The 26,028-nt window shown below is 60.4% G+C and carries 23 protein-coding genes; 8 read left to right on the top strand and 15 right to left on the bottom strand.

Annotated elements, in window-relative coordinates; genetic code table 11:
* The first annotated feature begins 222 nt into the window (after positions 1-222).
* Both AC0Z8Z_RS02390 and AC0Z8Z_RS02385 read left to right on the top strand, forming a co-directional pair.
* Entirely contained in the window at positions 223-1,530 is a 1,308-nt protein-coding gene (locus AC0Z8Z_RS02390) for a CynX/NimT family MFS transporter (protein WP_485617698.1), read from the top strand.
* An 89-nt stretch (positions 1,531-1,619) separates the two neighbouring features.
* Complete coding sequence (locus AC0Z8Z_RS02385; RefSeq protein WP_485617696.1) at positions 1,620-2,105, top strand: nuclear transport factor 2 family protein; 486 nt, start codon at positions 1,620-1,622, stop codon at positions 2,103-2,105.
* Between the two features lie 19 nt (positions 2,106-2,124).
* Here AC0Z8Z_RS02385 and AC0Z8Z_RS02380 read toward each other — a convergent pair whose 3' ends face one another.
* Entirely contained in the window at positions 2,125-3,009 is an 885-nt protein-coding gene (locus tag AC0Z8Z_RS02380) for a hypothetical protein (RefSeq protein WP_485617694.1), read from the bottom strand.
* Positions 3,010-3,217: 208 nt separating this feature from the next.
* Here AC0Z8Z_RS02380 and AC0Z8Z_RS02375 point away from each other — a divergent pair, with 208 nt between their 5' ends.
* The 3 genes from AC0Z8Z_RS02375 to AC0Z8Z_RS02365 all read left to right on the top strand — a co-directional run bounded on the left by AC0Z8Z_RS02375 (position 3,218) and on the right by AC0Z8Z_RS02365 (position 6,018).
* A complete protein-coding gene (locus AC0Z8Z_RS02375; RefSeq protein ID WP_485617692.1) occupies positions 3,218-3,541 on the top strand; it encodes a GIY-YIG nuclease family protein in 324 nt (107 codons plus the stop codon).
* Positions 3,542-3,590: 49 nt separating this feature from the next.
* Positions 3,591-4,523, top strand: coding sequence for a glutathione S-transferase family protein (locus tag AC0Z8Z_RS02370; protein WP_485617691.1), 933 nt, complete (start codon positions 3,591-3,593; stop codon positions 4,521-4,523).
* 280 nt (positions 4,524-4,803) lie between these two features.
* Positions 4,804-6,018, top strand: coding sequence for a DUF2599 domain-containing protein (locus tag AC0Z8Z_RS02365; protein ID WP_485617690.1), 1,215 nt, complete (start codon positions 4,804-4,806; stop codon positions 6,016-6,018).
* 25 nt (positions 6,019-6,043) lie between these two features.
* On the opposite strand, the gene AC0Z8Z_RS02360 is transcribed toward AC0Z8Z_RS02365, so the two are convergent.
* Together AC0Z8Z_RS02360 and yejK are read right to left on the bottom strand one after the other, a co-directional pair.
* Positions 6,044-6,394, bottom strand: a complete 351-nt coding sequence (locus tag AC0Z8Z_RS02360; protein WP_485617689.1) for a glutaredoxin family protein — start codon at positions 6,392-6,394, stop codon at positions 6,044-6,046.
* Positions 6,395-6,419: 25 nt separating this feature from the next.
* Positions 6,420-7,421 (bottom strand): nucleoid-associated protein YejK, encoded by a 1,002-nt coding sequence (gene yejK, locus AC0Z8Z_RS02355; RefSeq protein ID WP_485617688.1) that lies wholly within the window; start codon positions 7,419-7,421, stop codon positions 6,420-6,422.
* Between the two features lie 354 nt (positions 7,422-7,775).
* On the opposite strand from yejK, the gene AC0Z8Z_RS02350 reads away from it, so the two are divergent.
* Positions 7,776-8,057 carry an HU family DNA-binding protein gene (locus AC0Z8Z_RS02350; protein ID WP_037014905.1) on the top strand — a complete coding sequence of 94 codons (282 nt, stop codon included), beginning with the start codon at positions 7,776-7,778 and terminating at the stop codon, positions 8,055-8,057.
* Between the two features lie 66 nt (positions 8,058-8,123).
* Here AC0Z8Z_RS02350 and AC0Z8Z_RS02345 read toward each other — a convergent pair whose 3' ends face one another.
* The 6 genes from AC0Z8Z_RS02345 to AC0Z8Z_RS02320 form a co-directional block, all read right to left on the bottom strand.
* Positions 8,124-9,458 carry a DUF2599 domain-containing protein gene (locus AC0Z8Z_RS02345; RefSeq protein ID WP_485617687.1) on the bottom strand — a complete coding sequence of 445 codons (1,335 nt, stop codon included), beginning with the start codon at positions 9,456-9,458 and terminating at the stop codon, positions 8,124-8,126.
* A gap of 96 nt (positions 9,459-9,554) precedes the next feature.
* Positions 9,555-10,595, bottom strand: a complete 1,041-nt coding sequence (gene rlmF, locus AC0Z8Z_RS02340; protein WP_485617685.1) for a 23S rRNA (adenine(1618)-N(6))-methyltransferase RlmF — start codon at positions 10,593-10,595, stop codon at positions 9,555-9,557.
* Between the two features lie 170 nt (positions 10,596-10,765).
* Positions 10,766-13,612, bottom strand: a complete 2,847-nt coding sequence (locus tag AC0Z8Z_RS02335) for a valine--tRNA ligase (RefSeq protein ID WP_485617683.1) — start codon at positions 13,610-13,612, stop codon at positions 10,766-10,768.
* Positions 13,613-13,786: 174 nt separating this feature from the next.
* Positions 13,787-14,236 (bottom strand): DNA polymerase III subunit chi, encoded by a 450-nt coding sequence (locus AC0Z8Z_RS02330; protein WP_485617682.1) that lies wholly within the window; start codon positions 14,234-14,236, stop codon positions 13,787-13,789.
* A 7-nt stretch (positions 14,237-14,243) separates the two neighbouring features.
* Positions 14,244-14,672: a DNA polymerase III subunit chi gene (locus AC0Z8Z_RS02325; protein ID WP_485617680.1), complete on the bottom strand. Its 429-nt coding sequence runs from the start codon at positions 14,670-14,672 to the stop codon at positions 14,244-14,246.
* 57 nt (positions 14,673-14,729) lie between these two features.
* Positions 14,730-16,220 (bottom strand): leucyl aminopeptidase, encoded by a 1,491-nt coding sequence (locus tag AC0Z8Z_RS02320; protein ID WP_485617678.1) that lies wholly within the window; start codon positions 16,218-16,220, stop codon positions 14,730-14,732.
* Positions 16,221-16,525: 305 nt separating this feature from the next.
* Here AC0Z8Z_RS02320 and lptF point away from each other — a divergent pair, with 305 nt between their 5' ends.
* Together lptF and lptG are read left to right on the top strand one after the other, a co-directional pair.
* Positions 16,526-17,644 carry an LPS export ABC transporter permease LptF gene (gene lptF / locus AC0Z8Z_RS02315; protein ID WP_065992010.1) on the top strand — a complete coding sequence of 373 codons (1,119 nt, stop codon included), beginning with the start codon at positions 16,526-16,528 and terminating at the stop codon, positions 17,642-17,644.
* Positions 17,637-18,698, top strand: coding sequence for an LPS export ABC transporter permease LptG (gene lptG / locus AC0Z8Z_RS02310; RefSeq protein ID WP_122622521.1), 1,062 nt, complete (start codon positions 17,637-17,639; stop codon positions 18,696-18,698). The genes lptF and lptG overlap by 8 nt, the downstream gene beginning before the upstream one ends.
* 63 nt (positions 18,699-18,761) lie before the next feature.
* Here the strand turns inward: lptG and AC0Z8Z_RS02305 are convergent, their stop codons facing one another.
* The 6 genes from AC0Z8Z_RS02305 to gcvH all read right to left on the bottom strand — a co-directional run bounded on the left by AC0Z8Z_RS02305 (position 18,762) and on the right by gcvH (position 25,882).
* Positions 18,762-19,250: an RDD family protein gene (locus AC0Z8Z_RS02305; RefSeq protein ID WP_485617675.1), complete on the bottom strand. Its 489-nt coding sequence runs from the start codon at positions 19,248-19,250 to the stop codon at positions 18,762-18,764.
* Positions 19,251-19,346: 96 nt separating this feature from the next.
* Positions 19,347-19,559, bottom strand: coding sequence for a cold-shock protein (locus AC0Z8Z_RS02300; RefSeq protein ID WP_003227496.1), 213 nt, complete (start codon positions 19,557-19,559; stop codon positions 19,347-19,349).
* Between the two features lie 395 nt (positions 19,560-19,954).
* On the bottom strand, positions 19,955-21,076 hold the full coding sequence (gene gcvT, locus AC0Z8Z_RS02295; RefSeq protein WP_485617673.1) for a glycine cleavage system aminomethyltransferase GcvT: 1,122 nt from the start codon (positions 21,074-21,076) through the stop codon (positions 19,955-19,957).
* Between the two features lie 70 nt (positions 21,077-21,146).
* The gene (locus AC0Z8Z_RS02290) at positions 21,147-22,523 is read right to left on the bottom strand and encodes an L-serine ammonia-lyase (RefSeq protein WP_485617671.1); all 1,377 of its coding nucleotides are present in this window, start codon (positions 22,521-22,523) and stop codon (positions 21,147-21,149) included.
* Positions 22,524-22,629: 106 nt separating this feature from the next.
* Entirely contained in the window at positions 22,630-25,488 is a 2,859-nt protein-coding gene (gene gcvP, locus AC0Z8Z_RS02285) for an aminomethyl-transferring glycine dehydrogenase (RefSeq protein WP_485617669.1), read from the bottom strand.
* A gap of 10 nt (positions 25,489-25,498) precedes the next feature.
* The gene (gene gcvH / locus AC0Z8Z_RS02280) at positions 25,499-25,882 is read right to left on the bottom strand and encodes a glycine cleavage system protein GcvH (protein WP_122535875.1); all 384 of its coding nucleotides are present in this window, start codon (positions 25,880-25,882) and stop codon (positions 25,499-25,501) included.
* Positions 25,883-26,028: the final 146 nt, after the last annotated feature.

The following is a 26,028-nucleotide window of genomic DNA, read 5'->3' as shown; positions in this document are numbered from 1 at the left end:
TCAGCAGCCGCAACACAAAGAGCCCGGGCCTAGTGCCCGGGTTTTTACTTTATGGGAGCAAGCTTGCTCGCGAAGACGGACGTCATCATATGAGGAGCGGGCGCGTACTCCGCCGCAAAACTGTACCCAATCCTCGTAAAACTTGTGTTCTCTGCCGATCTCCAACAGGATTACTCCTTTGCGCAATGCGCTGTTACATCCTCCTGCCCCCACGAGAATCCCATGACGACCAAGGCGCCGACGGCGAGCAGTTCCCGTTCCAATGCTTCGACTCCCCATGAAATTGACAAACTGCTGATCGACGCGGAAGCGGATGACGAGCAAGTGCAGCAGCAACATCCTGTGCTCAAGCGCCCGTGGTTCCTGTTATTAGGCCTGGTACTGGTGGCGCTGAATCTGCGTCCGGCGTTGTCGAGCATGGCGCCGTTGTTGAGTGAGGTGTCACGAAGCCTGGGACTTTCTGCGGCCACGGCCGGATTGCTGACCACGCTGCCGGTGTTGTGCCTGGGCCTGTTCGCGCCCCTTGCGCCGATCCTTGCGCGGCGATTCGGCAGTGAGCGCGTGGTACTCGGCATTCTGCTGACCTTGGCCTGCGGCATCATTCTGCGCAGTTCGTTGGGCGAGTTCGGTCTGTTCGCCGGCAGCATAATGGCTGGCGCCAGCATCGGCATTATCGGGGTTCTGCTTCCCGGCATCGTCAAACGTGACTTCGCCAGGCAGGCCGGTGCCATGACGGGCGTTTACACCATGGCGCTGTGCCTGGGCGCCGCCGTTGCGGCCGGCTCCACGGTTCCGTTGAGCGAGGCGCTGGGTAACGGCGACGGCCGCGACTGGACACTGGGCCTGGGTTTCTGGATCGCCCCGGCAATTCTTGCTGCAATCTTTTGGTGGCCGCAGACGCGTCAACGTCATGGCCAGCATCAGGTGGCTTATCGGGTACGCGGTTTGCGCCGCGATCCTCTGGCCTGGCAAGTCACCCTTTATATGGGCCTGCAATCGTCACTGGCCTACATCGTGTTCGGCTGGCTGCCGTCGATCCTCATCGGGCGAGGACTGACTGCCGTTGACGCCGGCCTGCTGTTGTCCGGTTCGATCATGGTGCAATTGGTCAGCTCGCTGACCGCGCCGTGGCTGGCCACTCGCGGCAAGGATCAGCGCATCGCCATTGTGCTGGTGATGCTGCTGACACTGGCCGGTCTGTTCGGCTGCCTGTATGCGCCACTTGAACAGTTGTGGGGCTGGGCCGTGGTGCTCGGCGTGGGGCAGGGCGGCACGTTCAGCCTGGCATTGACCCTGATCGTGTTGCGCTCGCGGGACTCCCATGTCGCCGCCAACCTGTCGAGCATGGCCCAAGGCTTCGGCTACACCCTGGCGTCGCTCGGACCTTTCGCGGTCGGCGTCGTGCATGACTGGACCGGAAACTGGGACTCGGTGGGCTGGATCTTCGGCATCATCGGCATCGCCGCGATCATCGCGGGTCTGGGCGCCGGGCGTGCGCTGTACGTGGGCGTGACCAGCGAGAAAGTCTGAGGGGAAGCATTTGTGATGCGAATGCCCGTGGCAAAACGCGGTGGGGCCGCTTATCGTGCAGGCATCCTATATCCATGGACGGCGTTCCCATGAGCGAGACCTTTACCAGCGAACACAACAGCGCGGTGATCACGCGCTTCTACGAGGCGTTCAGCCGCCTCGACGCCGAGGCGATGGCTGCGTGCTACAGCGAGGACGTGGTGTTCTCCGACCCGGTGTTTGGCGAGTTGCACGGGAGGGATGCCGGCGACATGTGGCGCATGCTGACCTCCCGGGCCCGTGACTTTTCGGTGGTGTTCGATCAAGTTCGTGCCGATGCCACAACTGGCGCGGCGCACTGGGTCGCGACCTACCTGTTCAGCCAGACCGGCCGCACGGTGGTCAACGACATTCAGGCGCGGTTTGTGTTTCGCGACGGCAAGATCTGCGAGCACCACGATCAGTTTGATCTATGGCGCTGGTCGCGTCAGGCGCTGGGCACGATGGGCCTGTTGCTGGGGTGGACGCCGTTGCTGCGCGCAAAGGTTCGTCGTCAGGCAGCTGAAGGGCTGAGTAAATTCCGCCAGGCGCAATAACCTGGCGGGTTTGATTTGCTTACTGCGGCTCACTCACGGCCTGATCCGAACTGCGATAAATGAACGTGGCGTTTTGCGTCTCATCGCGTGGCAGACCGATCTCGATGATCGGGACGATGCGTCCAACGGTTGTGTGGTAATCCGTCTGGTCATATCGGGCCTGCTCCAGGCCGCTTGGCATCCCCCTGATATAGAAAAACGACTGAATGGGCACGCCGTTACTTTGCGTCTCGTCCCAGGCCTGGATCAACATTTCGTTCCACGGGAAAGGCTCGCCGTTGAGTAAACGCATCGCTTTGAGGTTCTCCATAAACTCGCGCGCTGCAGCTCCGTCACGGGATGTGTGCATGTCGAACGCACATTGGCTGAAATAGCGCTCCGCCGGGTTTCCGGGGGTGCGCTGGTAGTTGACGATCCAGTCCTCGGCGCTTCGAATGCCTTGCTCGTGGCAGAAGGTTTCCACCTGCGCGGTCTGTTGGTTGTCGCCGCAGCCTCCCTGGTCACGGGTCCAGCTGTCGCCATCGGTAGGAAACGCACACAGGACCCTGTATTGCAGAGTATCCGCTGGCCGGTTGCTGACCGGCGCCAGGCTATAGCCACTGCGTGCATCCTCCGCCAGATTGCTGATGGGAGCGTCGGCCCGGAGGAAGGAGAACGCTACCCCTCCCTTGGCTTTTGAGATTGGGCTGTGTTCCCACGAATGGTAAGCGGGTGAGGGCCGAGTGGAGCGCAGGAAAATGCCCGAGCAGACGAACGCTGGCGACTGCGCTCCGCATGATTCTCGTGTGTCGTGGTACTGGCGAGTCATCGCCCTCGCGGTGTTTTCCCCCTCGCTGGCTTGCACCGAACCGATCGTGAATGCAACTGCGGCGAGGGTGCCGGTGATAGATAATGCCTTGAACATGTCGAATGGCTCCGTCCTTGGAATGAGTGATGAGCTTACTGATCTCGGATGGGGCAATTCTGTAGGCAACGCGCATTTTGGATAAGGCGTTGTTGGATTGAGTGCGTAGGTTCGTGGCCCTTGCCGTTGTTGGTTGGCGTCCATTCCGGGAAGGTCGACGGTAAGAAACTTCCTGTGTACCCTCCGCCAAACCTTTCGGAAACCTCGTGTGCCTGTCCAGACTCCCGCAGAACCTGTGGCTAAATGCTGGTTCGTGTACTTGGTGCGCGCGGCCAACGGTTCTTTGTACTGCGGCATCAGCAATGATCCGCAGCGCCGATTCGCCCAACATCAAACCGGCAAAGGCGCGCGCTTTTTCAGCTCGAGCCAGGCAATGGCGCTGGTGTATGTGGAGGCCTGCCGCGACAAGGGCGACGCCTTGCGGCAGGAGCGCCTGATCAAAAAGCTGCGTAAAAGCGCCAAGGAATACCTCGCCGCCAGCTACATCCAGCCGAGTGATGCCGCGCCATCAGACCGAGCGGGTATGCCATAAGCGCGCAGGAGGCTAAGCTGGGGCTTTATCCCTGCGGATGGCCCGAAGCATGTCTGAGTTGATTCTTCATCACTATCCAACGTCACTTTTTGCCGAGAAAGCCCGCCTGATGCTGGGCTTCAAAGGCCTGTCATGGCGCTCGGTCAACATCCCGTCGATCATGCCCAAGCCCGACCTCATGCCCCTCACCGGCGGCTATCGCAAAACCCCGGTTCTGCAAGTTGGCGCCGACATCTACTGCGACACCGCGTTGATCGCCCGGCGTCTTGAGCAGGAAAAATCGTCTCCCACGTTCTATCCCGAAGGTCAGGGGTTCACGGCGGCGAGCCTCGCGGCGTGGGCGGATTCGGTGCTGTTCCTGCATGCGGTCAGCCTGGTGTTTCAGCCGGCATCCCTTGCTGTGCGTTTCGCCAAAGTCCCGCCTGAGGCCGTGAAGGCATTCGTTGCCGACCGTGCGACGTTGTTCGATGGCGGCAGCGCCAATCGCGTGCCGCTCGAAGTGGCGCAGCATCAATGGCCGACGCTGATGGCGCGTCTGGAAACCCAGCTTGAGCGCAACGGTGACTTCCTCCTGGGTGCGCCGTCGATTGCCGACTTCTCGGTGGCTCACACCTTGTGGTTCCTCAAACAAACCCCTGTCACGTCCCCGCTCGTCGATGCCTATCCGGCGGTGTTGAGCTGGTACGAGCGCGTTATTGCGTTCGGCCATGGTGCGCCGAGTGAATTGAGTTCGGGAGACGCCGTTGAGATCGCCCGTGCTGCTACCCCGGCGGCGATCCCTGACGAAGATTTCACCGACCCCAACGGCTTTACCGTCGGCCAGCCAGTCACCGTGTCGGCGGTGGATTACGGCGTTGACGCAGTGGCGGGCGAGCTGATTTTCAGCGGGCGCGAAGCGATCATCCTGCGTCGCGAAGATGAACGCGCAGGCACCGTGCATGTGCACTTCCCGCGTTTCGGTTTTCAAATCAAGGCTGTTTGATTAGGTGATTGGGAAATAAGCCCGGCGCAATGCCGGGCTTTATCGCGGCGCCGAATAATCGCGTTGTTTTAATTGCCTATCAATCTGAAGGATTAACGCACGACGGTCGTAACTGTCAGTTGTGACAGTTGTTAAAAAAGCCACGCGGTTTACTCTCCTCTTTCATCTAAATAATGAAGCTGTCCGGTCAAGGAGAACGTTGGAGTCCCTGAGTGGCGCCAATGTCTTTCAATATTCCGTGACATTGGACGCCTTATTTCCAGGGACAGGAGAACACGTCATGGCCAACGCCAATGCGTTCGGGTTATCGCTACTTGTTGTTGCAATACAATGCGCTGATGTTTATGGGGCCAGTTGTGCCGATACGGCCAACGCGCTGAGACGTCAATATAACGATACGAGGGAAAACTGCGGCAAAGCCTCGTCACCTGCATTTTTGTGCAACGGAGTTATCTTTAGAGCCACCATCCCATCGGACGACTACAACTCGTGGGACCCTAGCCCGGCTTCGGTCAAAAGCGGCGGTACTTCGTTCTCTTATCTGCGTAAGGACGCCAAGTTTTCGCGCCTCGTCCGCTATGAAAACAATGGCTACGTGCTCTTTCCGATTCAGGCGCTGCCGACTGGCAAAAGCCCCTACAACGTGCTGTGCTCGTTCCCGTTGGATGGCGGCACTGATTCGCGGGTCGACAAGGGCTGCGGCTCCTCTCCGGTGGCGACCGCGCCAGGCAAAGGCGCTGAGTGCTTTTCTCAAAAGATCGAGACCGGTCGCCAGTGGGCAGAGCAGTACAAGACGCAGACCAAGGGCGATAACCGCAATGAGTGCGGCTTTGATGTTCGCGATCCACTGGACCGGCACGCAACTGACAACTTCAATGCAAGTCTGAGCGCCATGCGTGAAATGGGAAAGACGTCGTTCAATAAACAGAATGAACTCCGGCTGGATACCTGGAGTGCTGAAACGCCTGATAAAGACTTGCCGATTCAGGCTTTTTTCTATTTGCCCGAACCTGGGGGCGGCAAGGACGATGCCCGGTTTGATCAACAACGTTATTACTCACAAACGGGTATCTGGGTGCCGATTATCGCAATGACACTTCCGGACTCCCCGTCTAAAGATGCAACGTTTGCCTGCGACGCCGATGATCAGGCCGTCTCCGAATCGGGCAAGACAATCGATCGCTATATCCAGTCCGCCACATGGGCGTTACGCCCTGACCCGGGCACGGGAGAAGAGGAGTGGTCACTGTCGGTCGTGCTGACCGAATTGGGCAGGAAGCAAACGGGTTCTTCAGGCTCTGACGCGGTGTATGCCGAACTGGTCCGCAAGTATAAAAACGATTTTCAATGGAAACAAAATGATGGCGGTGGCATGCGTCGTCAGTTGGTGTGCCACTTCAGCATTGCGCGCAACAAAGATGAATTCAATCTTGAGCCGTTCCGCCCCGATCTCTCTGAAGAGAAAGCCGAGGCGGCGGGTTGCAATCCGGTGTGACCCACCAGCAGCCAAGCGTCAGGTGTCACTTCAGCGCAGCGAGAATCTGCTCTTCGCTAAACCCCCTGATCAACGTGCCATTCACGTCGATCAGGGGAATGCCGCGGCCACCCAGGGCCTCATAGGCTTTGCGTCCGGCGGCGTCTTTCTCGATATCGAACTCGGTATAGCGGATGCCTTGGCTGTCGAGAAAACGCCGGGTCTGTTTGCAGTAGCCGCACCAGTCGGTGGCGTACAACGTCACCTGCGCGTTGGCCTGCGCATGCTCCGATAAAGTGGAGGAGGGGTGGACCAGGTTTTCGATCTTGCCCCAGTTCTGGTAAACGACTACCACCAGCATGATGAGCAAGAATTTCTTCAGGGTACGAACGAACATTCGGGTCTTGGCTCCTCGGCAGGGATCAGCGGCGTTTAAGTTGATCGGTCAACTGAGTGGGCAGCCCCTTGATGATCAGCGTGCCTTTCTCCTCGTCGTACTCGATCTTGTCGCCCAGCAGGTGCGCCTCAAAGCTGATCGACAGACCTTCTGCGCGGCCGGTGAAGCGGCGGAACTGATTAAGCGTGCGCTTATCGGCCGGGATCTCGGGCGACAGGCCGTAATCCTTGTTGCGGATGTGATCGTAGAAGGCCCGCGGGCGGTCCTCGTCGATCAGGCCTGACAATTCTTCCAGGGCGATGGGCTCGCCCATTTTGCTCTGGCTGCTGGCGTAGTCGACTAGCGCCTTGGTCTTCTCCCGGGTGGATTCTTCCGGCAGGTCTTCGCTCTCGACGAAGTCACTGAAGGCCTTGAGCAGGGTGCGTGTCTCGCCCGGTCCGTCGACACCTTCCTGGCAGCCGATGAAGTCGCGGAAGTACTCGGACACCTTCTTGCCGTTCTTGCCCTTGATGAACGAGATGTACTGCTTGGACGCCTTGTTGTTCTGCCACTCGGAAATGTTGATGCGGGCCGCGAGGTGCAGTTGGCCCAGGTCCAGATGCCGGGAGGGCGTCACGTCCAATGCCTCGTTCACCGCTACGCCTTCGCTGTGGTGCAGCAGCGCGATCGCCAGGTATTCGGTCATGCCCTGCTGGTAGTGCGCAAACAGCACGTGGCCACCGACCGACAGGTTCGACTCTTCCATCAGCTTCTGCAGATGCTCGACCGCAGTGCGGCTGAACTGGGTGAAATCCTTGCCCTGATCGAGATACTCCTTCAGCCAGCCACTGAACGGGTGCGCGCCGGACTCGGCATGAAACAGCCCCCAGGCCTTGCCCTGCTTGGCGTTATAGCTTTCGTTGAGGTCTGCCAGCATGTTCTCGATGGCCTGCGACTCGGCAAGTTCGGAGTCCCGGGCGTGGAGCACGGCGGGCGTGCCGTCGGGTTTTTTGTCGATCAGGTGGACGATGGCGTGACGGATCGGCATGGATTTCTCGGCTGCTGAAGGGAAACTGAACGGGACCAGACCAGGCCCGTGCGAAAGTCGGCAAGTGTACCGCAGACGGGCCTTGGAACGCTCTGGAAGGGCCGAAAACGCTGACCTGCGCCCATTAATATGACTTTTTTACGCCTCTCGGGCGATAAAGCTGACCAAATGGGTAGGTAGGGGCGGATATTTGCGTTGCGCTGTGCTAGTTTTGCCCGGTCCTGAGCGCCCAAGCGCGCCAGGCGTGCAGTTTGTGGGCGTTCGGCCGAACCAAAGGCCGTTTACAGTATCTACATTTCGCGTCTGTACCACACTCTGCAAACCATTCGAATTTGATAGGGAAGGAACACCACCATGGCTCTGACTAAAGACCAATTGATCGCCGATATCGCAGAAGCAATCGACGCGCCTAAAACCACCGCGCGCAACGCTCTCGACCAATTGGGTCAAATCGTCGCTGACCAACTGGAAAACGGCAGTGAAATCACTCTGCCAGGCATCGGCAAACTGAAAGTCACCGAGCGTCCAGCACGCACCGGCCGCAACCCTTCGACTGGCGCAGCCATCGAAATCGCTGCCAAGAAAGTGGTCAAGTTCGTACCCGCCAAAGTGCTGACTGACTCGGTCAACAAGTAAGCGAAAACGCTGCTTGGATGAGGAACCGTGTGACGGAGTGATCCGGACACGGTTTTTTTGTGCCCGCTATTTCTTGAAAGGGTTGCACCCGGCCGCTTTGGCCGCTGCCTCGGAAACCACCGGGCGGAAGGGCTCCAGGTTCCAGTCAGCGCGTTGCGGATAGTTGCGCACGATGCAGGCGATTTGTTGCTTCATGCTGCCCGCGTCTGTTTCTTCGTCCCGCCACTGCGGGTCTGAACCGCGCAAGTCGTACAGCTCCTGATAGACCTCTTGCTGCTGACTCGCTTGTACTTTTTTCCCGAGCTCCGTCAGCACGACATTCAGGGTCCACTCTGTTTTCCCGGTGCCTGGGTCCAGGCGCTGTTCCCAGTTGCTCTTTGCGATGAATTTCGCGCTTATGTTGCTGTTGAGGTTAAGCGAAACCCCTTGATCGGCGGCGCTATAGGTGAATCGTTGCTCCGGCGCCCGTGTGAAATCGACTTTCAGGATAGGTACTGCGTAGCCTTGCCCATAGAGTTTTCGTTGGAAGGTGCGCGCATTGGCCAGGCCGTCCTGCTGCACCGCGGCTTTGCCGTTGTCGCCTCGGACGGGGTAGTTGAAAGCGCTTTTACCTTGGTAAATAAACGCATCGATGTCATCCATGATGTCGCTGCCGCCGGCGGCATTCTTGAGCATGAATTCGTTGAAGAAGTCCTTGCGCGAATAAGGGTCGGCGTTGGTGGTGGTCACTCTGGCTTCGTGGGCCTGGATCATCGCGTCCCACTGCGCAGGCACTTCGGCGTTCCATGAGCACTGTGTCGTCTGAATCGGTTGTCGGGCACCGCCCTGATATTTCTGTTTCCACTGCTCGGCCGTGTTGACGTTCTGATCGGCGCAGGTGCCGTAGGCCCATTGAGCGTTCTTGTTCTCCGCAGTGGGCTGGGAAGGGGGAACGAACGTCGCGTCGTTGAAGGGCCCGCAGCCGTACCACTTGCGATCCGGTCCGGTGTAGCCATCGAAGGTGTAAATACAGGTCCAGCCCTCCTGCTTGACCGGGAGCTGGAGCGCGAGCCCGTCCGTTGGCGTCCTGAGAATGAAGCCGGCGGGATGCACGAGCACTGTTGTGCTCAGGTCTCGGCGTATCCAGGTGTAGGACGTTGCCCCGGTTTGCAGGGCGTAGGGACTGTAATCCCAGGGATTGAAGTTGCCGTCATTGACCATGCGCAACGTGATGCCGCTGCAGTAGTAATGGCCCCGGGCGGCGCCGGTGTCCGGCTCTTTGCACTGGTTTTCGATGCGGTTGTAACTGGCGTTGATGCGCCTGACCGTTTCGACCGGATCAAGGTTTGCCTTCAACTCAACTGCCCACGACGGGCAGCTCCAGACCATCATCATGCAGATAACGCAGGCTAAGACGCGCATGGCTGACCTCCTTGTGCCGGGGCACGCAACGAGGAGTCAGCTTATGAACGAGGGTGTTGGCCGTCTACTGACAGTAATGACACTACCGTTTGGGGCTCAGGGCTTGCGCGCGGTCCAGCGCTGTTCCCGCCAGGCTTGCTGACGGGCTGTGTCGTGAAAGGTCCAGGCCACGAAGCGGCTCTGTTTCTGACCCTGGCCCATCTCCACTGTATGGCTCTCAACGGCACCGGTTTTTTTCAACGCGCTCTGGATCAGCGGCAGGTTCGAAGCCTTGGACACCAGCGTACTGAACCACAGCACCTGCCGCCCGACCTGAGCGCTTTCGCTGATCAATTGCGTCACAAACCGTGCCTCGCCACCCTCGCACCACAGCTCCGCCGCCTGGCCGCCGAAATTCAGCACCGGCAATTTGCGTTTGGGGTCTGCCTTGCCAAGGGCTCGCCATTTGCGCTGGCTGCCGCTTAACGCTTCCTCAGCCGAGGCGTGGAAAGGCGGGTTACACACACTGATGTCGAAGCGCTCATCGGGCTGCAGCAGGTGGGTCAGGATGTGTTTAGGGTTGGTCTGCTCCCGGAAGCCGATGCTCTTGCTCAAGCCGTTCGCTTTGACGATGGTCGCCGCCGAGGCGAGGGCGATCTTGTCGATGTCCGAGCCCAGAAACGACCAGCCATATTCGCCCTGACCGATCAGTGGGTAAATGCAGTTGGCGCCCGTGCCAATGTCCAGCGCTGTAACGGATGCGCCGCGAGGAATGACGCCGTCGTTGCGCGCCGCCAGGAGGTCCGCCAGAAAGTGCAGATAATCGGCGCGCCCAGGGATTGGCGGGCATAGGTAGTCCGCGGGGATATCCCAATGGGCAATGCCGTAGAACGCCTTGAGCAACGCGCGATTAAACACTCGCACGGCAGCCGGGTTGGCGAAGTCGATGCTTTCCTTTCCATAGGGATTGAGGATCACGAACTTGCCCAGTTCGGGGCTGCTTTTGATCAGGCGCGGAAAGTCGTAATGGCCCTGGTGGCGGTTGCGCGGGTGCAGGGTGGCTTTCTCACGCGGCGCGGCAGGCTTGGCCTGTTGGGCAGGTTTGGCTTTCTTACGTGGGGAGTTGCGCTGGGGCTTGGAGGCGTCGGAGCTTGTCATCGGTGATGCATCTCGTGAAAGCACAACCCCTGTAGGAATGAGCTTGCTCGCGATAACCGTGTATCAGTAACGGTTGAGTTGCTGATATACCGATATTGCGAGCACGCTCACGCCTACAGGGGCCATAGTCGTCAACCGGCCTGCGATTCAGGCCGGCTGATTTGATCGGATTACAGACTCGCGATCCGCGCGTGCTGCTCGGCCAGTTTGCCCAGCGCCTGTTCGGCTTCGGCCATCTTCGCGCGTTCCTTAGCGATAACTTCAGGCGGCGCCTTGTCGACGAACGCGGCATTGGACAGCTTGCCGCCAACCCGCTGAACTTCGCCCTGCAGACGCTGGATTTCCTTGTCCAGACGCGCCAGTTCGGCGTCCTTGTCGATCAATCCGGCCATCGGCACCAGCACTTCCATCTCACCGACCAGCGCGGTCGCGGACAGCGGTGCTTCGGCGCCGGCTTCCAGCACGGTGAACGATTCAAGCTTGGCCAGCTTCTTCAGCAGGTGCTCGTTCTCGTTCAGACGGCGCTGGTCTTCGGCGCTGACGTTCTTGAGGAACAACTGCAGCGGCTTGCCCGGGCCGATGTTCATTTCGCCACGGATGTTCCGCACGCCGAGCATCAGGCTTTTGAGCCATTCGATGTCGCCTTCGGCCGCAACGTCGATGCGCGCATCGTTCGCCACCGGCCACGGTTGCAGCATGATGGTCTTGCCTTCGATGCCGGCCAGCGGCGCAAGGCGCTGCCAGATTTCTTCGGTGATGAACGGCATGAACGGATGGGCCAGACGCAGTGCGACTTCCAGCACGCGCACCAGCGTGCGACGGGTGCCACGCTGACGCTCGATCGGCGCCGTTTCGTCCCACAGAACCGGCTTGGAGAGCTCCAGGTACCAGTCGCAATACTGGTTCCAGATGAACTCGTACAGCGCCTGGGCCGCGAGGTCGAAACGGAACTGATCCAGCTGACGGGTCACTTCGGCTTCAGTGCGTTGCAGCTGCGAGATGATCCAGCGATCCGGCAGCGAGAGCTCGAACGCTTCGCCGTTCTGACCGCAGTCTTCGCCCTTGTCGAGCACGTAGCGCGCGGCGTTCCAGATCTTGTTGCAGAAGTTGCGATAGCCCTCGACGCGGCCCATGTCGAACTTGATGTCACGGCCGGTGGAAGCCAGCGAGCAGAAGGTGAAGCGCAGGGCATCGGTGCCGTAGCTGGCGATGCCGTCGGCGAATTCGTCGCGGGTCTGCTTTTCGATCTTCTTGGCAAGCTTGGGCTGCATCATGCCGGAGGTGCGTTTCTGCACCAGGGCTTCGAGCTCGATGCCGTCGATGATGTCCAGCGGATCAAGGACGTTGCCCTTGGACTTGGACATTTTCTGGCCCTGGCCATCACGCACCAGACCGTGCACATACACGGTCTTGAACGGCACCTGCGCCGTACCGTCTTCGTTCTTCACCAAGTGCATGGTGAGCATGATCATCCGGGCAACCCAGAAGAAAATGATGTCGAAACCGGTGACCAGTACGTCGGTCGGGTGGAAGGTTTTCAGGAAGTCGGTCTGCTCCGGCCAGCCCAGGGTGGAGAACGTCCACAGACCGGAACTGAACCAGGTGTCTAGCACGTCGTTGTCCTGCTGCAGAGCAACATCAGGACCGAGGTTGTGCTTGGCGCGGACTTCGGCTTCGTCGCGGCCGACGTAGACCTTGCCGGATTCGTCGTACCAGGCCGGAATGCGGTGGCCCCACCAGAGCTGACGGCTGATGCACCAGTCCTGAATGTCGCGCATCCACGAGAAGTACATGTTCTCGTATTGCTTGGGCACGAAAGCGATGCGGCCGTCTTCGACGGCAGCGATGGCAGGTTCTGCCAGCGGCTTGGTCGACACGTACCACTGATCCGTCAGCCACGGCTCGATGATGGTGCCGGAGCGGTCGCCTTTCGGTACTTTCAAGGCGTGGTCGTCAACGCTGACCAACAGGCCGGCGGCGTCGAACGCAGCCACGATCTGCTTGCGCGCCTCGAAGCGGTCGAGGCCGGCGTATTCGGCAGGGAGGGTGCCGTCGACGGTGTCGTTCAGCGTGCCGTCGAGGTTGAACACCTGCGCTGCGGGCAAAACGGCAGCGTTCTTGTCGAAGATGTTCAGCAGCGGCAGGTTGTGGCGCTTGCCGACGTCGTAGTCGTTGAAGTCGTGGGCCGGGGTGATCTTCACGCAGCCGGTGCCGAATTCAGGGTCGCAGTAGTCGTCCGCGATGATCGGGATGCGACGGCCTACCAGCGGCAGCTCGACGAACTTGCCGATCAGCGCCTGGTAGCGCTCATCGTTCGGGTTCACCGCGACGGCGGCGTCGCCAAGCATGGTTTCCGGACGGGTCGTGGCGACGATCAGGTAGTCCAGACCTTCAGCGGTCTTGGCACCATCGGCCAAGGGGTAGCGCAGATTCCACAGATGGCCTTTCTCGTCGTGATTTTCCACTTCGAGGTCGGAGATTGCGGTGTGCAGCTTGGTGTCCCAGTTGACCAGCCGCTTGCCACGGTAGATCAGGCCGTCTTCATGCAGGCGCACGAACGCTTCTTTGACCGCTTCGGACAAGCCGTCGTCCATCGTGAAGCGCTCACGGCTCCAGTCGACCGACGAGCCCAGGCGACGGATCTGACGGCTGATGTTGCCGCCGGACTGATCCTTCCACTCCCAGACTTTTTCGAGAAATTTGTCGCGACCCAAGTCGTGACGGCTCTGACCCAAGGCTTCGAGTTGGCGCTCCACCAGCATCTGCGTGGCGATACCGGCGTGGTCGGTGCCTGGCTGCCACAGGGTGTTGCGACCCTGCATGCGGCGGAAGCGGATCAGGGCGTCCATGATCGCGTTATTGAAACCGTGCCCCATGTGGAGGCTGCCGGTGACGTTCGGCGGCGGAATCATGATGGTGTACGAGTCGCCCGCGCCTTGCGGAGCGAAATAGTTTTCGGACTCCCAGGTCTGGTACCAGGAAGTTTCGATGGCGTGCGGCTGGTAGGTCTTGTCCATGCGAGGCGGGAACCTGATCTGCTTTGAGTCGGAAAAGCCGACGAGTATAGCTTTTCAAGGCGGCGTCAAGCTACAAGCGCTAGGTCAGGTGCTACGAGCGGTGATGCCCGGAATCGTCGCGGGCATCTGTAGGACTGCGCTTAGCCGCGATCCCGGATCGGAAAGAGAACGGGTTCAGCTGGTGTATTGACTCAGCAGCCGTTCCATCCGCGCATCCAGACGGCGTTTGATCTCGTTCTCGATGTGCGGGGCGAAGTCGTCGATCACGTCCTGCATGATCAACTGCGCAGCGGCCCGCAGTTCGGCATCCAGGTGCAGCAGCGCCTCTGCGTTCGGTGCTTTGGCGCTCGACGCGCTCGATGCGTTGGCCGCGGGTGCGGCAGGGGTAACAGCCGCAACCGGCTCGGGCGTGAGCAGGGGAATGTCATTGAGGTTGGCTTCGTGCTCATCGAGCGTCACGACCTGGCCAGTGACCACGTCAAACAGCAGCGGGATCTGCTCGTCGCTGTTCACGGACTCGGTCAGCAGGGGAGGCTGGGCCGGGTCATCGCCCAACAGCTGGCGAATCGACTCGAGGTCGTCCAGCAGGTGCGCTGAATCTTTCAGGTTTTTTGAATTATCCATCGTGTGCTCAAAGACGCTGCAGCTTGTGATCCTGCAGAGGATAGCCCTGTTCGCGGTAGAAGCGAAAACTCTCGCGCGCCGCGAGGCGAATGGCCGGGTCCTCGACAACGATCTCGGCGACACGCGCGAATCGTTTGAAGAATTCCGGGATGCGCAGGTCGAGATTGACCAGCAAATCCTGATGTTGGCCGGGGTCGCTGTCAATGCCCAGCGCCACGGGTGCGTCCTGGTCGTCTTCGACCGCACCATGGGGAACGAACGCTTCGCCCCTGAACCGCCACAGTCGGGCGTCCAGTTCTTCGCGCTGTCCGGCATCGCTGCAATGCAGGTACACCCGATGGCCGAGGCGCCAGGCCTTGTCCGTGAGTTTGCAGGCGAAGTCCAGGCGCGCGACAGGGTCGGCACTCGGCAGAATGTAGAAGTCGACTTGGGTCATGGGTGATTCCAGAACGCTGAACGCGCCGACCGGGGAGGCCGGCGCGTTTGCAGCGGCTTAAACGCCAGCGCGGTCGATCAGGTATTGGGTCAGCAGCGGAACCGGACGGCCCGTTGCGCCCTTGTCCTTGCCGCCGCTCAGCCATGCCGTACCGGCGATGTCCAGGTGCGCCCACTCGTAGGCTTTGGCAAAGCGCGAGAGGAAACAGGCCGCGGTGATGGTGCCGGCTTTCGGACCGCCGATGTTGGCGATGTCGGCAAATGGGCTGTCCAGTTGTTCTTGATATTCATCGAACAACGGCAGCTGCCAGGCACGGTCGTCGGCGCGTTTGCCGGCTTCGAGCACTTGGTTGATCAACGCGTCGCTGTTGCCCAGCAGGCCCGACGTGTGACCGCCCAGCGCAACGACGCAAGCACCGGTCAGGGTAGCGATGTCGATAACGGCCTGTGGCTTGAAGCGTTCGGCGTAAGTCAGCGCATCGCACAGCACCAGACGGCCTTCGGCGTCGGTGTTGAGGATCTCGACGGTTTGGCCGCTCATGGTCTTGACGATGTCGCCCGGACGCGTGGCGTTGCCGCTCGGCATATTTTCGGCCGCCGCGACGATGCACACCAGATTGATTGGCAGTTGCAGTTCAAGCACGGCGTTCAACGTGCCGAACACGCTCGCCGCGCCGCACATGTCGAATTTCATTTCGTCCATGCCCAGGCCCGGCTTGAGGCTGATGCCGCCCGTGTCGAAGGTGATGCCTTTACCCACCAGCACGAAAGGCTTTTCGCTTTTCTTGCCCTTGGAGTACTGCATGACGATCAGGCGTGGCGGCTGGGCGCTGCCTTGACCGACCGCCAGGAACGAACCCATGCCCAGCTTTTCGATGTCTTTCTCGTCGAAGATTTCGACCTTGAGGCCCTTGTTGGCTTTGCCCATCGCCTTGGCCTGCTCGCCTAGGTAGGTCGGGTGGCAGATGTTCGGCGGCATATTGCCCAGGTCCCGGGTCACCGCCATGCCTGCAGCGATGGCCTGTGCGTGCTTGGCCGCGCGCTCGACGTCAGCGACGTTGGCCTTGGCGGTCAGCAGGGTGACTTTTTTCAGGGCGCGAGGATCGACTTTCTGACTCTTGAACCGATCGAAGACGTATTCGCCATCGGCCAGCGTCTCGACCAACAGGCGGTTCTTGCCATAAACGTCGCGGTTCTTGACGTTCAGTTGATCAAGGTCGAAGCCGGCATCGACGCCGCCCAGGCTTTTAAGGGTGCTGAGGGCGCCGCTGATGATTTTGCGGAACTGACGGTCGTTCAATTCCGGCTCTTTACCCGAACCGACCAGCAATACGCGCTCGGCTTTCAGGTTGGGCAGGCTGTGCAACAACAGGCTCTGGCCGATCTTGCCCGACAGGTCGCCGCGCTTGAGCACAGCGCTGATGGCGCCGCCGCTCAGGGTGTCGAGGGTGCTTGCGGTGTCGCTCAGCGTGCGGCCTTCACCGACGGCGACCACCAGCGTGGCGGTCTTCAAGGTTTCTGCACTGACGCTTTTAACAACCAATTCCATGTCGGGGTCCCCGAATAAACTGTGAGTTATCGCACTTGAGCACACGGCTCGGCAGCGGCGCAGAGGTATTTACACCGGCATGCCTGCGGCAAGGCCCGCAGTTTGACCCTGCGAGCCAATGGATGACAACCCCGTCCGGGTGCGCGCGTGCGCCGGTTGCAGAAGTATCCCGCACGCGCAGTGACAGACACACCCAATCACAGGATAATGCCGCATATTTTTTTGGTGGTACGCCGTCGCGCGCATCATGGCTGATTCATTTCATTGTCATGCCGCCTTAGCGTGACAACCCTGGAGTGTCTGGTTTGATTGTCTTCCGTTACCTGTCCCGAGAAGTGCTGGTTACCCTGAGCGCTGTCAGTGCTGTGCTGCTGGTAATCATCATGAGTGGCCGTTTCATCAAGTACCTGGCCCAGGCGGCATCGGGTGCACTCGATCCGGGTGTCCTGTTTCTGATCATGGGTTTCCGTCTGCCGGGCTTCCTGCAACTGATTCTCCCTCTGGGGCTGTTCCTCGGGATTCTCCTGGCGTACGGCCGGTTGTACCTCGAAAGTGAAATGACCGTACTGGCCGCCACTGGCATGAGCCAGCAACGTCTGCTGCTGATCACCCTCGCACCGGCTGCGCTGGTTTCACTGCTGGTGGCCTGGCTCAGCTTCAGCCTCGCCCCTCAGGGCGCTACGCAGTTCCAGCTGCTGATCAACAAGCAGGACGCGATGACCGAATTCGACACGCTGGTGCCGGGTCGCTTCCAGCTCCTGCGTGACGGCAGCCGCGTGACTTACACCGAGACCATGAGCGACGACCGCATCAACCTGGGCGGCGTGTTCATCTCCGAGAAGAAGCTCGACGAGAAGAAAGACCACGGCATCACCGTGCTGGTCGCGGAAAAAGGCCGGCAGGAAATCAAACCCGACGGCACGCGCTACCTGATTCTGGACAACGGCTATCGCTACGACGGCAATCCCGGTCAGGCCGATTACCGCGCGATCAAATACGACACCTACGGCGCCTTGCTGCCCAAGCCGGACATCAGCGATGAAGTCACTGACCGTGATGCCATCTCAACCAGCGAGCTGCTGACCGGCGAAGACAGCCTGCGCAACCGGGCCGAGCTGCAATGGCGAGTTTCGCTGCCGATTCTGGTGTTCATCGTGACGCTGATGGCGGTACCGCTGGCTCGGGTCAACCCGCGTCAGGGCCGTTTCCTCAAGCTTCTCCCGGCGATTCTTCTTTATATGGCTTACCTCACCATCCTGATTGCCGCGCGCGGCGCGCTGGAGAAGGGCAAGATTCCGATGGGCCTTGGCCTGTGGTGGGTGCATGCACTGTTCCTGTCCATCGGACTGGCGTTGCTCTACTGGGAGCCTCTGCGCCTGAAGCTTGCGAGTCGCCGCAGCGTGTCGGGGGTGGCTCATGGTTAAGCTCGATCGTTACATCGGCAAAAGCGTGTTCATGGCGATCCTTGCGGTACTGGGGATCATCCTCGGGCTGGCCTCGCTGTTTGCCTTCATCGACGAAATGGCTGACATCAGCGACACCTACACCTTCTGGGATGCTGGCAGTTTCGTGTTGATGACCGCGCCGCGTCGTCTCTACGACATGCTGCCGATGGCCGCGCTGATCGGTTGCCTGATCGGTCTTGGCGCACTAGCGAGCAGCAGCGAGTTGACCATCATGCGCGCCGCCGGTGTGTCGATCGGCCGTATCGTCTGGGCGGTCATGAAGCCCATGCTGGTGCTGATGGTGGCGGGTCTGTTGATCGGCGAGTATGTCGCGCCGGTGACCGAAGCCTCGGCCCAGGCCGCGCGTTCCCTCGCTCAAGGCACCGGCGATGCGCAGAGCGCCAAGCACGGTCTGTGGCACCGTCAGGGTGAGGAGTTCATCCACATCAACACGGTGCAACCGAACGGCCTGCTGTATGGCGTCACTCGTTACCATTTCGATGACCAGCGCCACATGCTGACCTCGAGCTTCGCCAGGCAAGCCAACTTCATGACCGATTACTGGCTGTTGAAGGACGTTACCACTACGGTGTTCCACGACGGTCGCACCGAAGTGGTCACCGCCCCTGAAGAGCGCTGGAACGTCGCGTTGAGCCCGCAGTTGCTGAGCACGGTGGTGCTGCCGCCTGAGTCACTGTCGATGACCGGACTTTATGGCTATGCGCGTTATCTCGCCGATCAGGGGTTGAACAACGGTCGTTACTGGCTGGCGTTCTACACCAAGATCCTCCAGCCGCTGGTCACCGTTGCGCTGGTGCTGATGGCGATTTCCTTCATCTTCGGGCCTTTGCGCTCGGTGACGCTGGGGCAACGGGTGTTCACGGGCGTGCTCGTGGGCTTCACCTTCCGTATCGCTCAGGACCTGTTGGGGCCGTCGAGCCTTGTGTTCGGCTTCTCGCCACTCTTCGCTGTGCTGGTGCCGGCGGGCGTGTGCGCCCTGGCGGGTATCTGGTTGCTGCGCCGCGCGGGCTGATACCTGCTGCGCGATGAAAAGCCGACCCCTGGGTCGGCTTTTTTGTGGGCGGCCGACCGAGGTTCACCTCCTGATTCCGGGCACTCGCACCAGCTGCGTTTCGGAATACAAGTCATGCCAGCAGCGTTTCTGTTTGTCGAACAGGCTCCAGAAGAAGCCCAGCCCGACACACAGCCACGAGGCGATGGCCATAACGAAACGCAGCAGCGCTTGCCACAGGCTGATGGCGGTTCCGTCGGCGTTCTGCACGCGTATTCCCCACACCTGCATGCCAAGGGTCTGGCCCGCGCGGGTCCAGAAATGGGCGAAGAAACCGAACAGCGTGATCAGCAGAATTGAGGACAGCAGCGGATCGGCATCAAGCGCGCCGGACTCGGAAAGCTGGCGCAGTCTGGCTTCGCCGATGAATCCCATCCAGAACAGCTTGTAGAGAAACGCAGTGACCATCAGCAAAGCCACGCATAACAGCGCGTCGTAGCTGATGGCAGCCAGGCGCCGGCCCAATCCCGCGGCAGGGAAGTCGCCCTGGGGGTGTAAAACGTGTCGGATCATGGCGGTGCTCGTGTAATCGGAGGCGGGCAGTTTACGGAATCGCAGGCACAAAAAAGCCCCTGATGTTGGCCATCAGGGGCTCTTTGCGTCGGCTGATCAGGCCTCGGCTTGTACTTCGTCAGCCTGCATGCCTTTTTGGCCCTGCACTGCGACGAACGTCACTTTCTGGCCTTCTTTCAGGCTTTTGAAGCCGTTGCCTTGAATGGCGCGGAAGTGGACGAACAGATCCGGACCGCTTTCAGGCGTGATAAAACCGAAACCCTTTTCATCGTTAAACCACTTAACGGTACCGCTCTGACGTGTAGACATTTTCTTATTCCTTGACGCATTAAATTAATGACAGTCTCTTTCACGCGAAAGAGTACTGGGGCTGGTTGCAGGAAGAAGAAACGTAGAGCGGGATGTAGCATTGCTTTTGGCGCTACTGCCCGGGTCACGATCCCAGCGACCCATGCAAACACAGTCGAGAAACTCTACGCTAACTCTCGTCGAAAAAACAAGCCCCGCTCGGGCCAGCATTCATAGGGGTTTTCGGCTTTTTGAAAACATTAACCACGTTCGCAAGATCGATAGTTTTTAATGTTTAGAGGGTTATCGAAGTTCAATATTTTGACAGTTTTGAATGCACTTAACGCTGGCGCCAGACTGCAGCATCCGCACAGTTTAATGCACTGTTGCGGTGCCGCATTTTTTGACGGTGTTACTTACCCGCGGAAGTAACGTGCCGGAACGAATGGCATTTTCGTCACCTGCATAGGGACTCTCTTGCCGCGGACGATTGCCCAGACGGCTGTTTCCAGCGCAGTGAAACCCGCATCGACATAACCCATGGCCAACGGCGCACTCAGGGTCGGGCCAAAGCCGCCGCTGCAGACAGTCCCTATGGTCTTTCCATCGGCATCGACGATTTCAGCGCCTTCACGCACCGGCGTACGTTCCTGTGGCAACAAGCCGACACGTTTGCGTGCCGCACCGCTTTGGTGCTGGGCGAAGATCTTGTCGGCACCGGGGAATCCGCCGGCACGCTCACCGTCTGCACGACGCACCTTGGAAATCGCCCACAGCAGGCTGGCTTCGATCGGCGTGGTGTCGGTGTTCATATCGTGGCCGTAGAGGCACAGCCCGGCTTCCAGTCGCAGCGAGTCGCGTGCGCCCAGGCCAATCGGCGCCACTTCGGGCTCCGCGAGCAGTCGACGTGCCAAGGCTTCTGCCTCATCTGCCGGCACCGAAATCTCGTAGCCGTCTTCTCCGGTGTAGCCCGAGCGGCTGACGTAGCAGTCAATGCCGTCGATCTTCGTGGAGGTGTACTGCATGAAGGTCATTTTCGCGACTTCCGGGGCCAGCCGCGCCAGTGCGGTGACGGCCTGCGGACCTTGCAGTGCGAGCAATGCGCGTTCGTCGAACAGCGGCGTGATCTCGCACTGATGGCCGATGTGCTGCTGCAAGTGCGCCAAATCTTCGTTCTTGCAGGCGGCGTTGACCACCAGCATGAGCTGATCGTTGCCCAGATTGGCGACCATCAGGTCGTCGAGAATGCCGCCGGTTTCATTGGTGAACATCGCGTAACGCTGCATACCGACCGGCAGATCGATGATGTCTACGGGCACCAGGGTTTCCAGCGCTTTCGCTGCGCCCGCACCGCTCAAGAGGATCTGACCCATGTGCGAAACGTCGAACAGGCCGGCCTGATCGCGGGTGTGCAGGTGTTCTTTCATGACGCCAGCAGGGTACTGAACGGGCATGTCGTAGCCGGCGAACTCGACCATTTTCGCGCCGAGTTCACGGTGCAGGGCGTTGAGCGGGGTCTTCAGCAATTCGGTGGTCATGGGGTCACTCCTTGAAAGCGGTTCCGGCTTCCCCGCCCAGGGCAGGGAAGTCTGTGAATAGGGGCTGATGTCAGCACTCGATGATGTTCACGGCCAGCCCGCCACGGGCTGTTTCCTTGTATTTGCTTTTCATGTCGGCGCCGGTCTGGCGCATGGTGCGGATCACTTTATCCAGCGAGACAAAATGCTGGCCGTCGCCGCGCAAGGCCATGCGGACCGCGTTGATGGCCTTCACCGAACCCATGGCGTTGCGTTCAATACATGGCACTTGGACCAGGCCGCCAATCGGGTCGCAGGTCAGACCAAGGTTGTGTTCCATGCCGATTTCAGCGGCGTTTTCCACTTGTTGAACGTTGCCGCCCAGGACTTCGCACAACGCGCCGGCGGCCATGGAACAGGCCACGCCGACTTCGCCCTGACAGCCGACTTCGGCGCCTGAGATCGACGCGTTCTCTTTATAGAGAATGCCGATGGCCGCCGCCGTGAGCAGGAAGCGCACGACGCCGTCCTCGTTCGCCCCGGTGATAAAGCGCATGTAGTAATGCAGCACGGCCGGGATGATCCCTGCTGCGCCGTTGGTGGGTGCGGTGACCACACGGCCGCCGTTGGCGTTTTCTTCGTTGACCGCCAGCGCGTACAGATTGACCCAGTCGAGCACCGACAACGCATCGCGCAGCGCGGCTTCCGGGTTTTTGCACAACTGGCGATGCAGCGCCGCCGCACGCCGTTTGACCTTCAGGCCCCCCGGCAAAATGCCTTCGTTGCGGCAACCTGCTTCGACGCAGTCCTGCATGACCTGCCAGATGTGCAACAGGCCCTGACGGGTTTCCGCTTCGGGGCGCCACGCGGCTTCGTTCGCCAGCATGATCTGGCTGATGGAGAGACCGCTGGCGCTGCAATGCACCATCAGATCCCGTGCGGTTTTGAAGGGGTACACCAGCGGGGTCTGGTCTTCCACGATGCGATCCGCACCAGCCGCATCCTCGTCCACCACGAAGCCGCCGCCGACGGAGTAGTACTCGCGGCTGCGGACCTGTATGCCAGAGGCGTCGAAGGCACGGAAAATCATGCCGTTGGGGTGGTAGGCCAAGGGCTTGCGAATCATCGCCAAGTGATGCTTTTCGATGAATTCGATGCTGTGCTGGCCGAGCAGGTTCAGGCGTTCACTGCTGCGTATCTGCTGCAGGCGAGCATCAACGGTTTCGGTATCGACGGTGTCCGGGTGCTCACCTTCAAGGCCCAACAACACGGCCTTGTCGCTGCCGTGGCCTTTGCCGGTGGCACCGAGTGAGCCGTAAAGCTCGACTTTGACGCAGATGATTGCTTCCAGCAGGCCATCGCGCTGCAAGCCTTCGGCAAAACGCGCTGCCGCTCGCATCGGGCCCACCGTGTGGGAACTGGAGGGACCAATGCCGATCTTGAACAGGTCAAATACGCTCAGCGACATGATGGGGTTCCGGGAAGTGAAGCAGTAACAAGCAGCAAGCTACAAGCCGCAAGTAAAAGCTGATCGGCTTTCACTTGTAGCTTGCGGCTTGAAGCTCGTGGCTGGGTTAAGCGTAGTCTTCGATCGACGGGCAGGCGCAGACCAGATTGCGGTCGCCAAACACGTTGTCGACGCGACCGACCGGCGGCCAGTATTTGCCTTCGATCAACGACGCCACCGGGTAAACAGCCTGCTCGCGGCTGTACGGGTGGCTCCATTCGCCCACCAGTTCCGCGGCGGTGTGCGGCGCGTTTTTCAGCGGGTTGTCGTCCTTGTCCAGCACGCCGCTTTCGACCGCGCGGATTTCTTCGCGGATCTTGATCATCGCGTCGCAGAAGCGGTCCAGCTCCTCTTTCGATTCGCTTTCGGTCGGCTCGATCATCAACGTACCCGCGACCGGGAAAGACATGGTCGGTGCGTGGAAACCGAAGTCGATCAGGCGCTTGGCAACGTCATCAACGCTGATGCCGCTGGTTTCCTTCAGTGGGCGCAGGTCGAGAATGCATTCGTGGGCGACCAGGCCGTTGCTGCCGGTGTACAGCACAGGGTAGTGCTCTTCCAGACGACGGGAAATGTAGTTGGCGTTGAGAATCGCCAGCTGCGAAGCGCGCTTGAGGCCTTCGCCACCCATCATGCGGATGTACATCCAGGTGATCGGCAAGATGCTTGCGCTGCCGAACGGCGCCGCGCAGACCGCGCCTTCCTTGCGTTCCATCTTCGCGTGACCCGGCATGAACGCCGCCAGGTGTGATTTCACGCCGATCGGGCCAACGCCCGGGCCGCCGCCGCCGTGGGGGATGCAGAAGGTTTTGTGCAGATTCAGGTGGGACACGTCGCCGCCGAACTTGCCCGGTGCGCAAAGGCCAACCATGGCATTCATGTTGGCGCCGTCGATGTACACCTGGCCGCCGTTGTCATGCACGATGCCGCAGATTTCGCGGATGCCTTCTTCGAACACGCCGTGGGTCGACGGGTAGGTGATCATCAGCGCCGCGAGGTGTTCGCGGTGTTCGATGGCCTTGGCGCGCAGGTCTTCGATGTCAACGTTGCCGCGGGCGTCGCAAGCGGTCACGACGACACGCATGCCTGCCATGTTAGCGGTTGCCGGATTAGTGCCGTGCGCTGACGAAGGAATCAGGCAGATGTCCCGACGCTCATCGCCACGGCTCTGGTGGTAAGCACGGATGGCCAAGAGGCCCGCGTACTCGCCCTGAGAGCCCGCGTTCGGCTGCAGGGAGATCGCGTCATAACCGGTGGCGGCGCAGAGCATCGCTTCCAGTTCGTCGGTCAGTTGCTGATAACCGGCGCTTTGCTCGGCCGGGGCGAACGGGTGCAGATTGCCGAATTCGGCCCAGGTCACCGGGATCATTTCGCTGGCGGCGTTGAGTTTCATGGTGCACGAGCCCAGCGGGATCATCGTGCGGTCCAGCGCCAGGTCCTTGTCCGCCAGGCGACGCAGGTAGCGCATCAGCTCGGTTTCGGAGTGGTAACGGTTGAACACCGGGTGGCTGAGGATCGCCGACTGGCGCTTCAGCTCGGCAGGCAGGCGCGCTTCGACGCTGTCTGCCAGCGCGGCGAAATCAGGCAGGGCCTGGCCTTCTGCCGCGAAGAGGGACCACAGCACTTCGACGTCGGCTTGCTTCGTGGTTTCGTCCAGGGAAACGCCCAAACGCTCGCCGTCTACTTCACGCAGGTTGATTTCGTGTGCGCGGGCCTTGGCGTGCAGATCGGCGGTTTTGGCGCCGGTGTTCAGCGTGATGCTGTCGAAGAAGAACGACTGCTCGGCCTTCTGGCCCAGCTGGCTCAGGCCCTCGGCGAAAATCGCGGTCAGGTGATGCACGCGGTTGGCAATGCGGGTCAGGCCGCGCGGGCCGTGGTACACGGCGTACATGCTGGCGATGTTGGCGAGCAGCACCTGCGCGGTGCAGATGTTGCTGGTGGCCTTCTCGCGACGAATGTGTTGCTCGCGGGTTTGCATGGCCAGACGCAGGGCGGTCTTGCCGAAGCGGTCGATGGACACACCGACCAGTCGCCCGGGCATGTCGCGCTTGTAGGCGTCGCGGGTGGAGAAGTAGGCCGCGTGCGGACCACCGAAACCCAGCGGCACGCCGAAGCGTTGCGCACTGCCGATGGCCACGTCAGCGCCAAACTCGCCCGGTGGGGTGAGCAGGGTCAGGGCCAGCAGGTCGGCGGCCACGGCGACCAGAGCGTTGGCGGCATGGAAGCGCTCGACCAGTTCGCGGTAGTCGAACACGTCGCCATTGCTGGCAGGGTACTGCAGCAGCGCGCCGAAGAACTCGCTGACGTCGGTCAGTTGAGCTTCATCCGCTACGACCACTTCAATGCCCAGCGGCTCGGCGCGGGTTTGCAGCACGTCGAGGGTTTGCGGGTGGCAATGGGCGGAGGCGAAGAACTTGTTGCTGCTCTTGTTCTTGCTCAGGCGTTTGCAGAAGGTCATGGCTTCGGCGGCGGCGGTGGCTTCGTCGAGCAGCGAGGCGTTGGCGATCGGCAGGCCGGTCAGGTCGCTGATCAGGGTCTGGAAGTTCAGCAGCGACTCCAGACGGCCTTGGGAAATTTCAGGTTGATACGGCGTGTAAGCGGTGTACCAGGCCGGGTTTTCCAGCAGGTTGCGCAGAATCGGCGCCGGGGTGTGGGTGTTGTAGTAACCCTGGCCGATGTAGGTTTTAAACAGCTGGTTCTTGCTGGCGATGGCTTTGATGTCAGCCAGCGCGTCGGCTTCGCTTTGCCCGGCGGACAAGTCGAGAACGCTGGTGCCCTTGATGGATTCGGGGATGACGCTGGCGGTCAACGCGTCGAGGGAGTCATAGCCCAACGTGGTGAGCATGGCTTTTTCATCAGCGGCACGCGGACCGATGTGGCGGGCGATGAACTCATTGGCGGTGCTCAATTCAATACGGTCAGTCATTGCGCGCTCCTCAGGCTTCGGCGTTGGCTTTGATCAGACGATCATAGGCGTCTTGAGTCAGCAGTTGGCCGACAGCATCGGGATTGGAAGGAATAAAGCGAAAGAACCAGCCCTGGCCGAGCGGGTCTTCGTTGACCAGTTCGGGGTTGGCGTCCAGCGCGGGATTGGTTTCGACAACTTCACCGTCGAGGGGCATGTACACGCCGCTGGCGGCTTTGACCGATTCGACGGTGGCGGCTTCAGCACCTTTGTCGTAGGCCTGCAGCTCCGGCAGTTGCACGAAAACCACGTCACCCAGTGCGTCCTGCGCGAAGGCGGTGATGCCGACTGTGACGCTGCCGTCAGCTTCGGCGCGCAGCCACTCGTGGTCTTCGGTAAAACGCAACTCGCTCATGAAATCTCCCCAGATGGTAAATCGCCCGTTATGCCCGGGCGTGATGGGGGTGTGCATAGCAAGTTTGCGGCCAAGGTGGGGAAAGGGGCGTAAACGTTGGGCTCGGGCCTCGGATATGATTTTTCGAGGGGCAGGTGCTGGAACGA

It is taken from the genome of Pseudomonas sp. 1L-C-7-B-C1, assembly GCF_057291635.1.
Note: the sequence above shows the minus strand (reverse complement) of the source record. Positions and strands in the feature narration are given on the sequence as shown.

Excerpts from the sequence above, each read along its gene's own strand:
- AC0Z8Z_RS02390 (WP_485617698.1), top strand. The coding sequence starts at position 223 with ATGACGACCAAGGCGCCGACGGCGAGCAGTTCCCGTTCCAATGCTTCG.
- AC0Z8Z_RS02385 (WP_485617696.1), top strand. The coding sequence starts at position 1,620 with ATGAGCGAGACCTTTACCAGCGAACACAACAGCGCGGTGATCACGCGC.
- AC0Z8Z_RS02380 (WP_485617694.1), bottom strand. The coding sequence starts at position 3,009 with ATGTTCAAGGCATTATCTATCACCGGCACCCTCGCCGCAGTTGCATTC.
- AC0Z8Z_RS02370 (WP_485617691.1), top strand. The coding sequence starts at position 3,591 with ATGTCTGAGTTGATTCTTCATCACTATCCAACGTCACTTTTTGCCGAG.
- AC0Z8Z_RS02365 (WP_485617690.1), top strand. The coding sequence starts at position 4,804 with ATGGCCAACGCCAATGCGTTCGGGTTATCGCTACTTGTTGTTGCAATA.
- AC0Z8Z_RS02360 (WP_485617689.1), bottom strand. The coding sequence starts at position 6,394 with ATGTTCGTTCGTACCCTGAAGAAATTCTTGCTCATCATGCTGGTGGTA.
- yejK (WP_485617688.1), bottom strand. The coding sequence starts at position 7,421 with ATGCCGATCCGTCACGCCATCGTCCACCTGATCGACAAAAAACCCGAC.
- AC0Z8Z_RS02350 (WP_037014905.1), top strand. The coding sequence starts at position 7,776 with ATGGCTCTGACTAAAGACCAATTGATCGCCGATATCGCAGAAGCAATC.
- AC0Z8Z_RS02345 (WP_485617687.1), bottom strand. The coding sequence starts at position 9,458 with ATGCGCGTCTTAGCCTGCGTTATCTGCATGATGATGGTCTGGAGCTGC.
- rlmF (WP_485617685.1), bottom strand. The coding sequence starts at position 10,595 with ATGACAAGCTCCGACGCCTCCAAGCCCCAGCGCAACTCCCCACGTAAG.
- AC0Z8Z_RS02335 (WP_485617683.1), bottom strand. The coding sequence starts at position 13,612 with ATGGACAAGACCTACCAGCCGCACGCCATCGAAACTTCCTGGTACCAG.
- AC0Z8Z_RS02330 (WP_485617682.1), bottom strand. The coding sequence starts at position 14,236 with ATGGATAATTCAAAAAACCTGAAAGATTCAGCGCACCTGCTGGACGAC.
- AC0Z8Z_RS02325 (WP_485617680.1), bottom strand. The coding sequence starts at position 14,672 with ATGACCCAAGTCGACTTCTACATTCTGCCGAGTGCCGACCCTGTCGCG.
- AC0Z8Z_RS02320 (WP_485617678.1), bottom strand. The coding sequence starts at position 16,220 with ATGGAATTGGTTGTTAAAAGCGTCAGTGCAGAAACCTTGAAGACCGCC.
- lptG (WP_122622521.1), top strand. The coding sequence starts at position 17,637 with ATGGTTAAGCTCGATCGTTACATCGGCAAAAGCGTGTTCATGGCGATC.
- AC0Z8Z_RS02305 (WP_485617675.1), bottom strand. The coding sequence starts at position 19,250 with ATGATCCGACACGTTTTACACCCCCAGGGCGACTTCCCTGCCGCGGGA.
- AC0Z8Z_RS02300 (WP_003227496.1), bottom strand. The coding sequence starts at position 19,559 with ATGTCTACACGTCAGAGCGGTACCGTTAAGTGGTTTAACGATGAAAAG.
- gcvT (WP_485617673.1), bottom strand. The coding sequence starts at position 21,076 with ATGACCACCGAATTGCTGAAGACCCCGCTCAACGCCCTGCACCGTGAA.
- AC0Z8Z_RS02290 (WP_485617671.1), bottom strand. The coding sequence starts at position 22,523 with ATGTCGCTGAGCGTATTTGACCTGTTCAAGATCGGCATTGGTCCCTCC.
- gcvP (WP_485617669.1), bottom strand. The coding sequence starts at position 25,488 with ATGACTGACCGTATTGAATTGAGCACCGCCAATGAGTTCATCGCCCGC.
- gcvH (WP_122535875.1), bottom strand. The coding sequence starts at position 25,882 with ATGAGCGAGTTGCGTTTTACCGAAGACCACGAGTGGCTGCGCGCCGAA.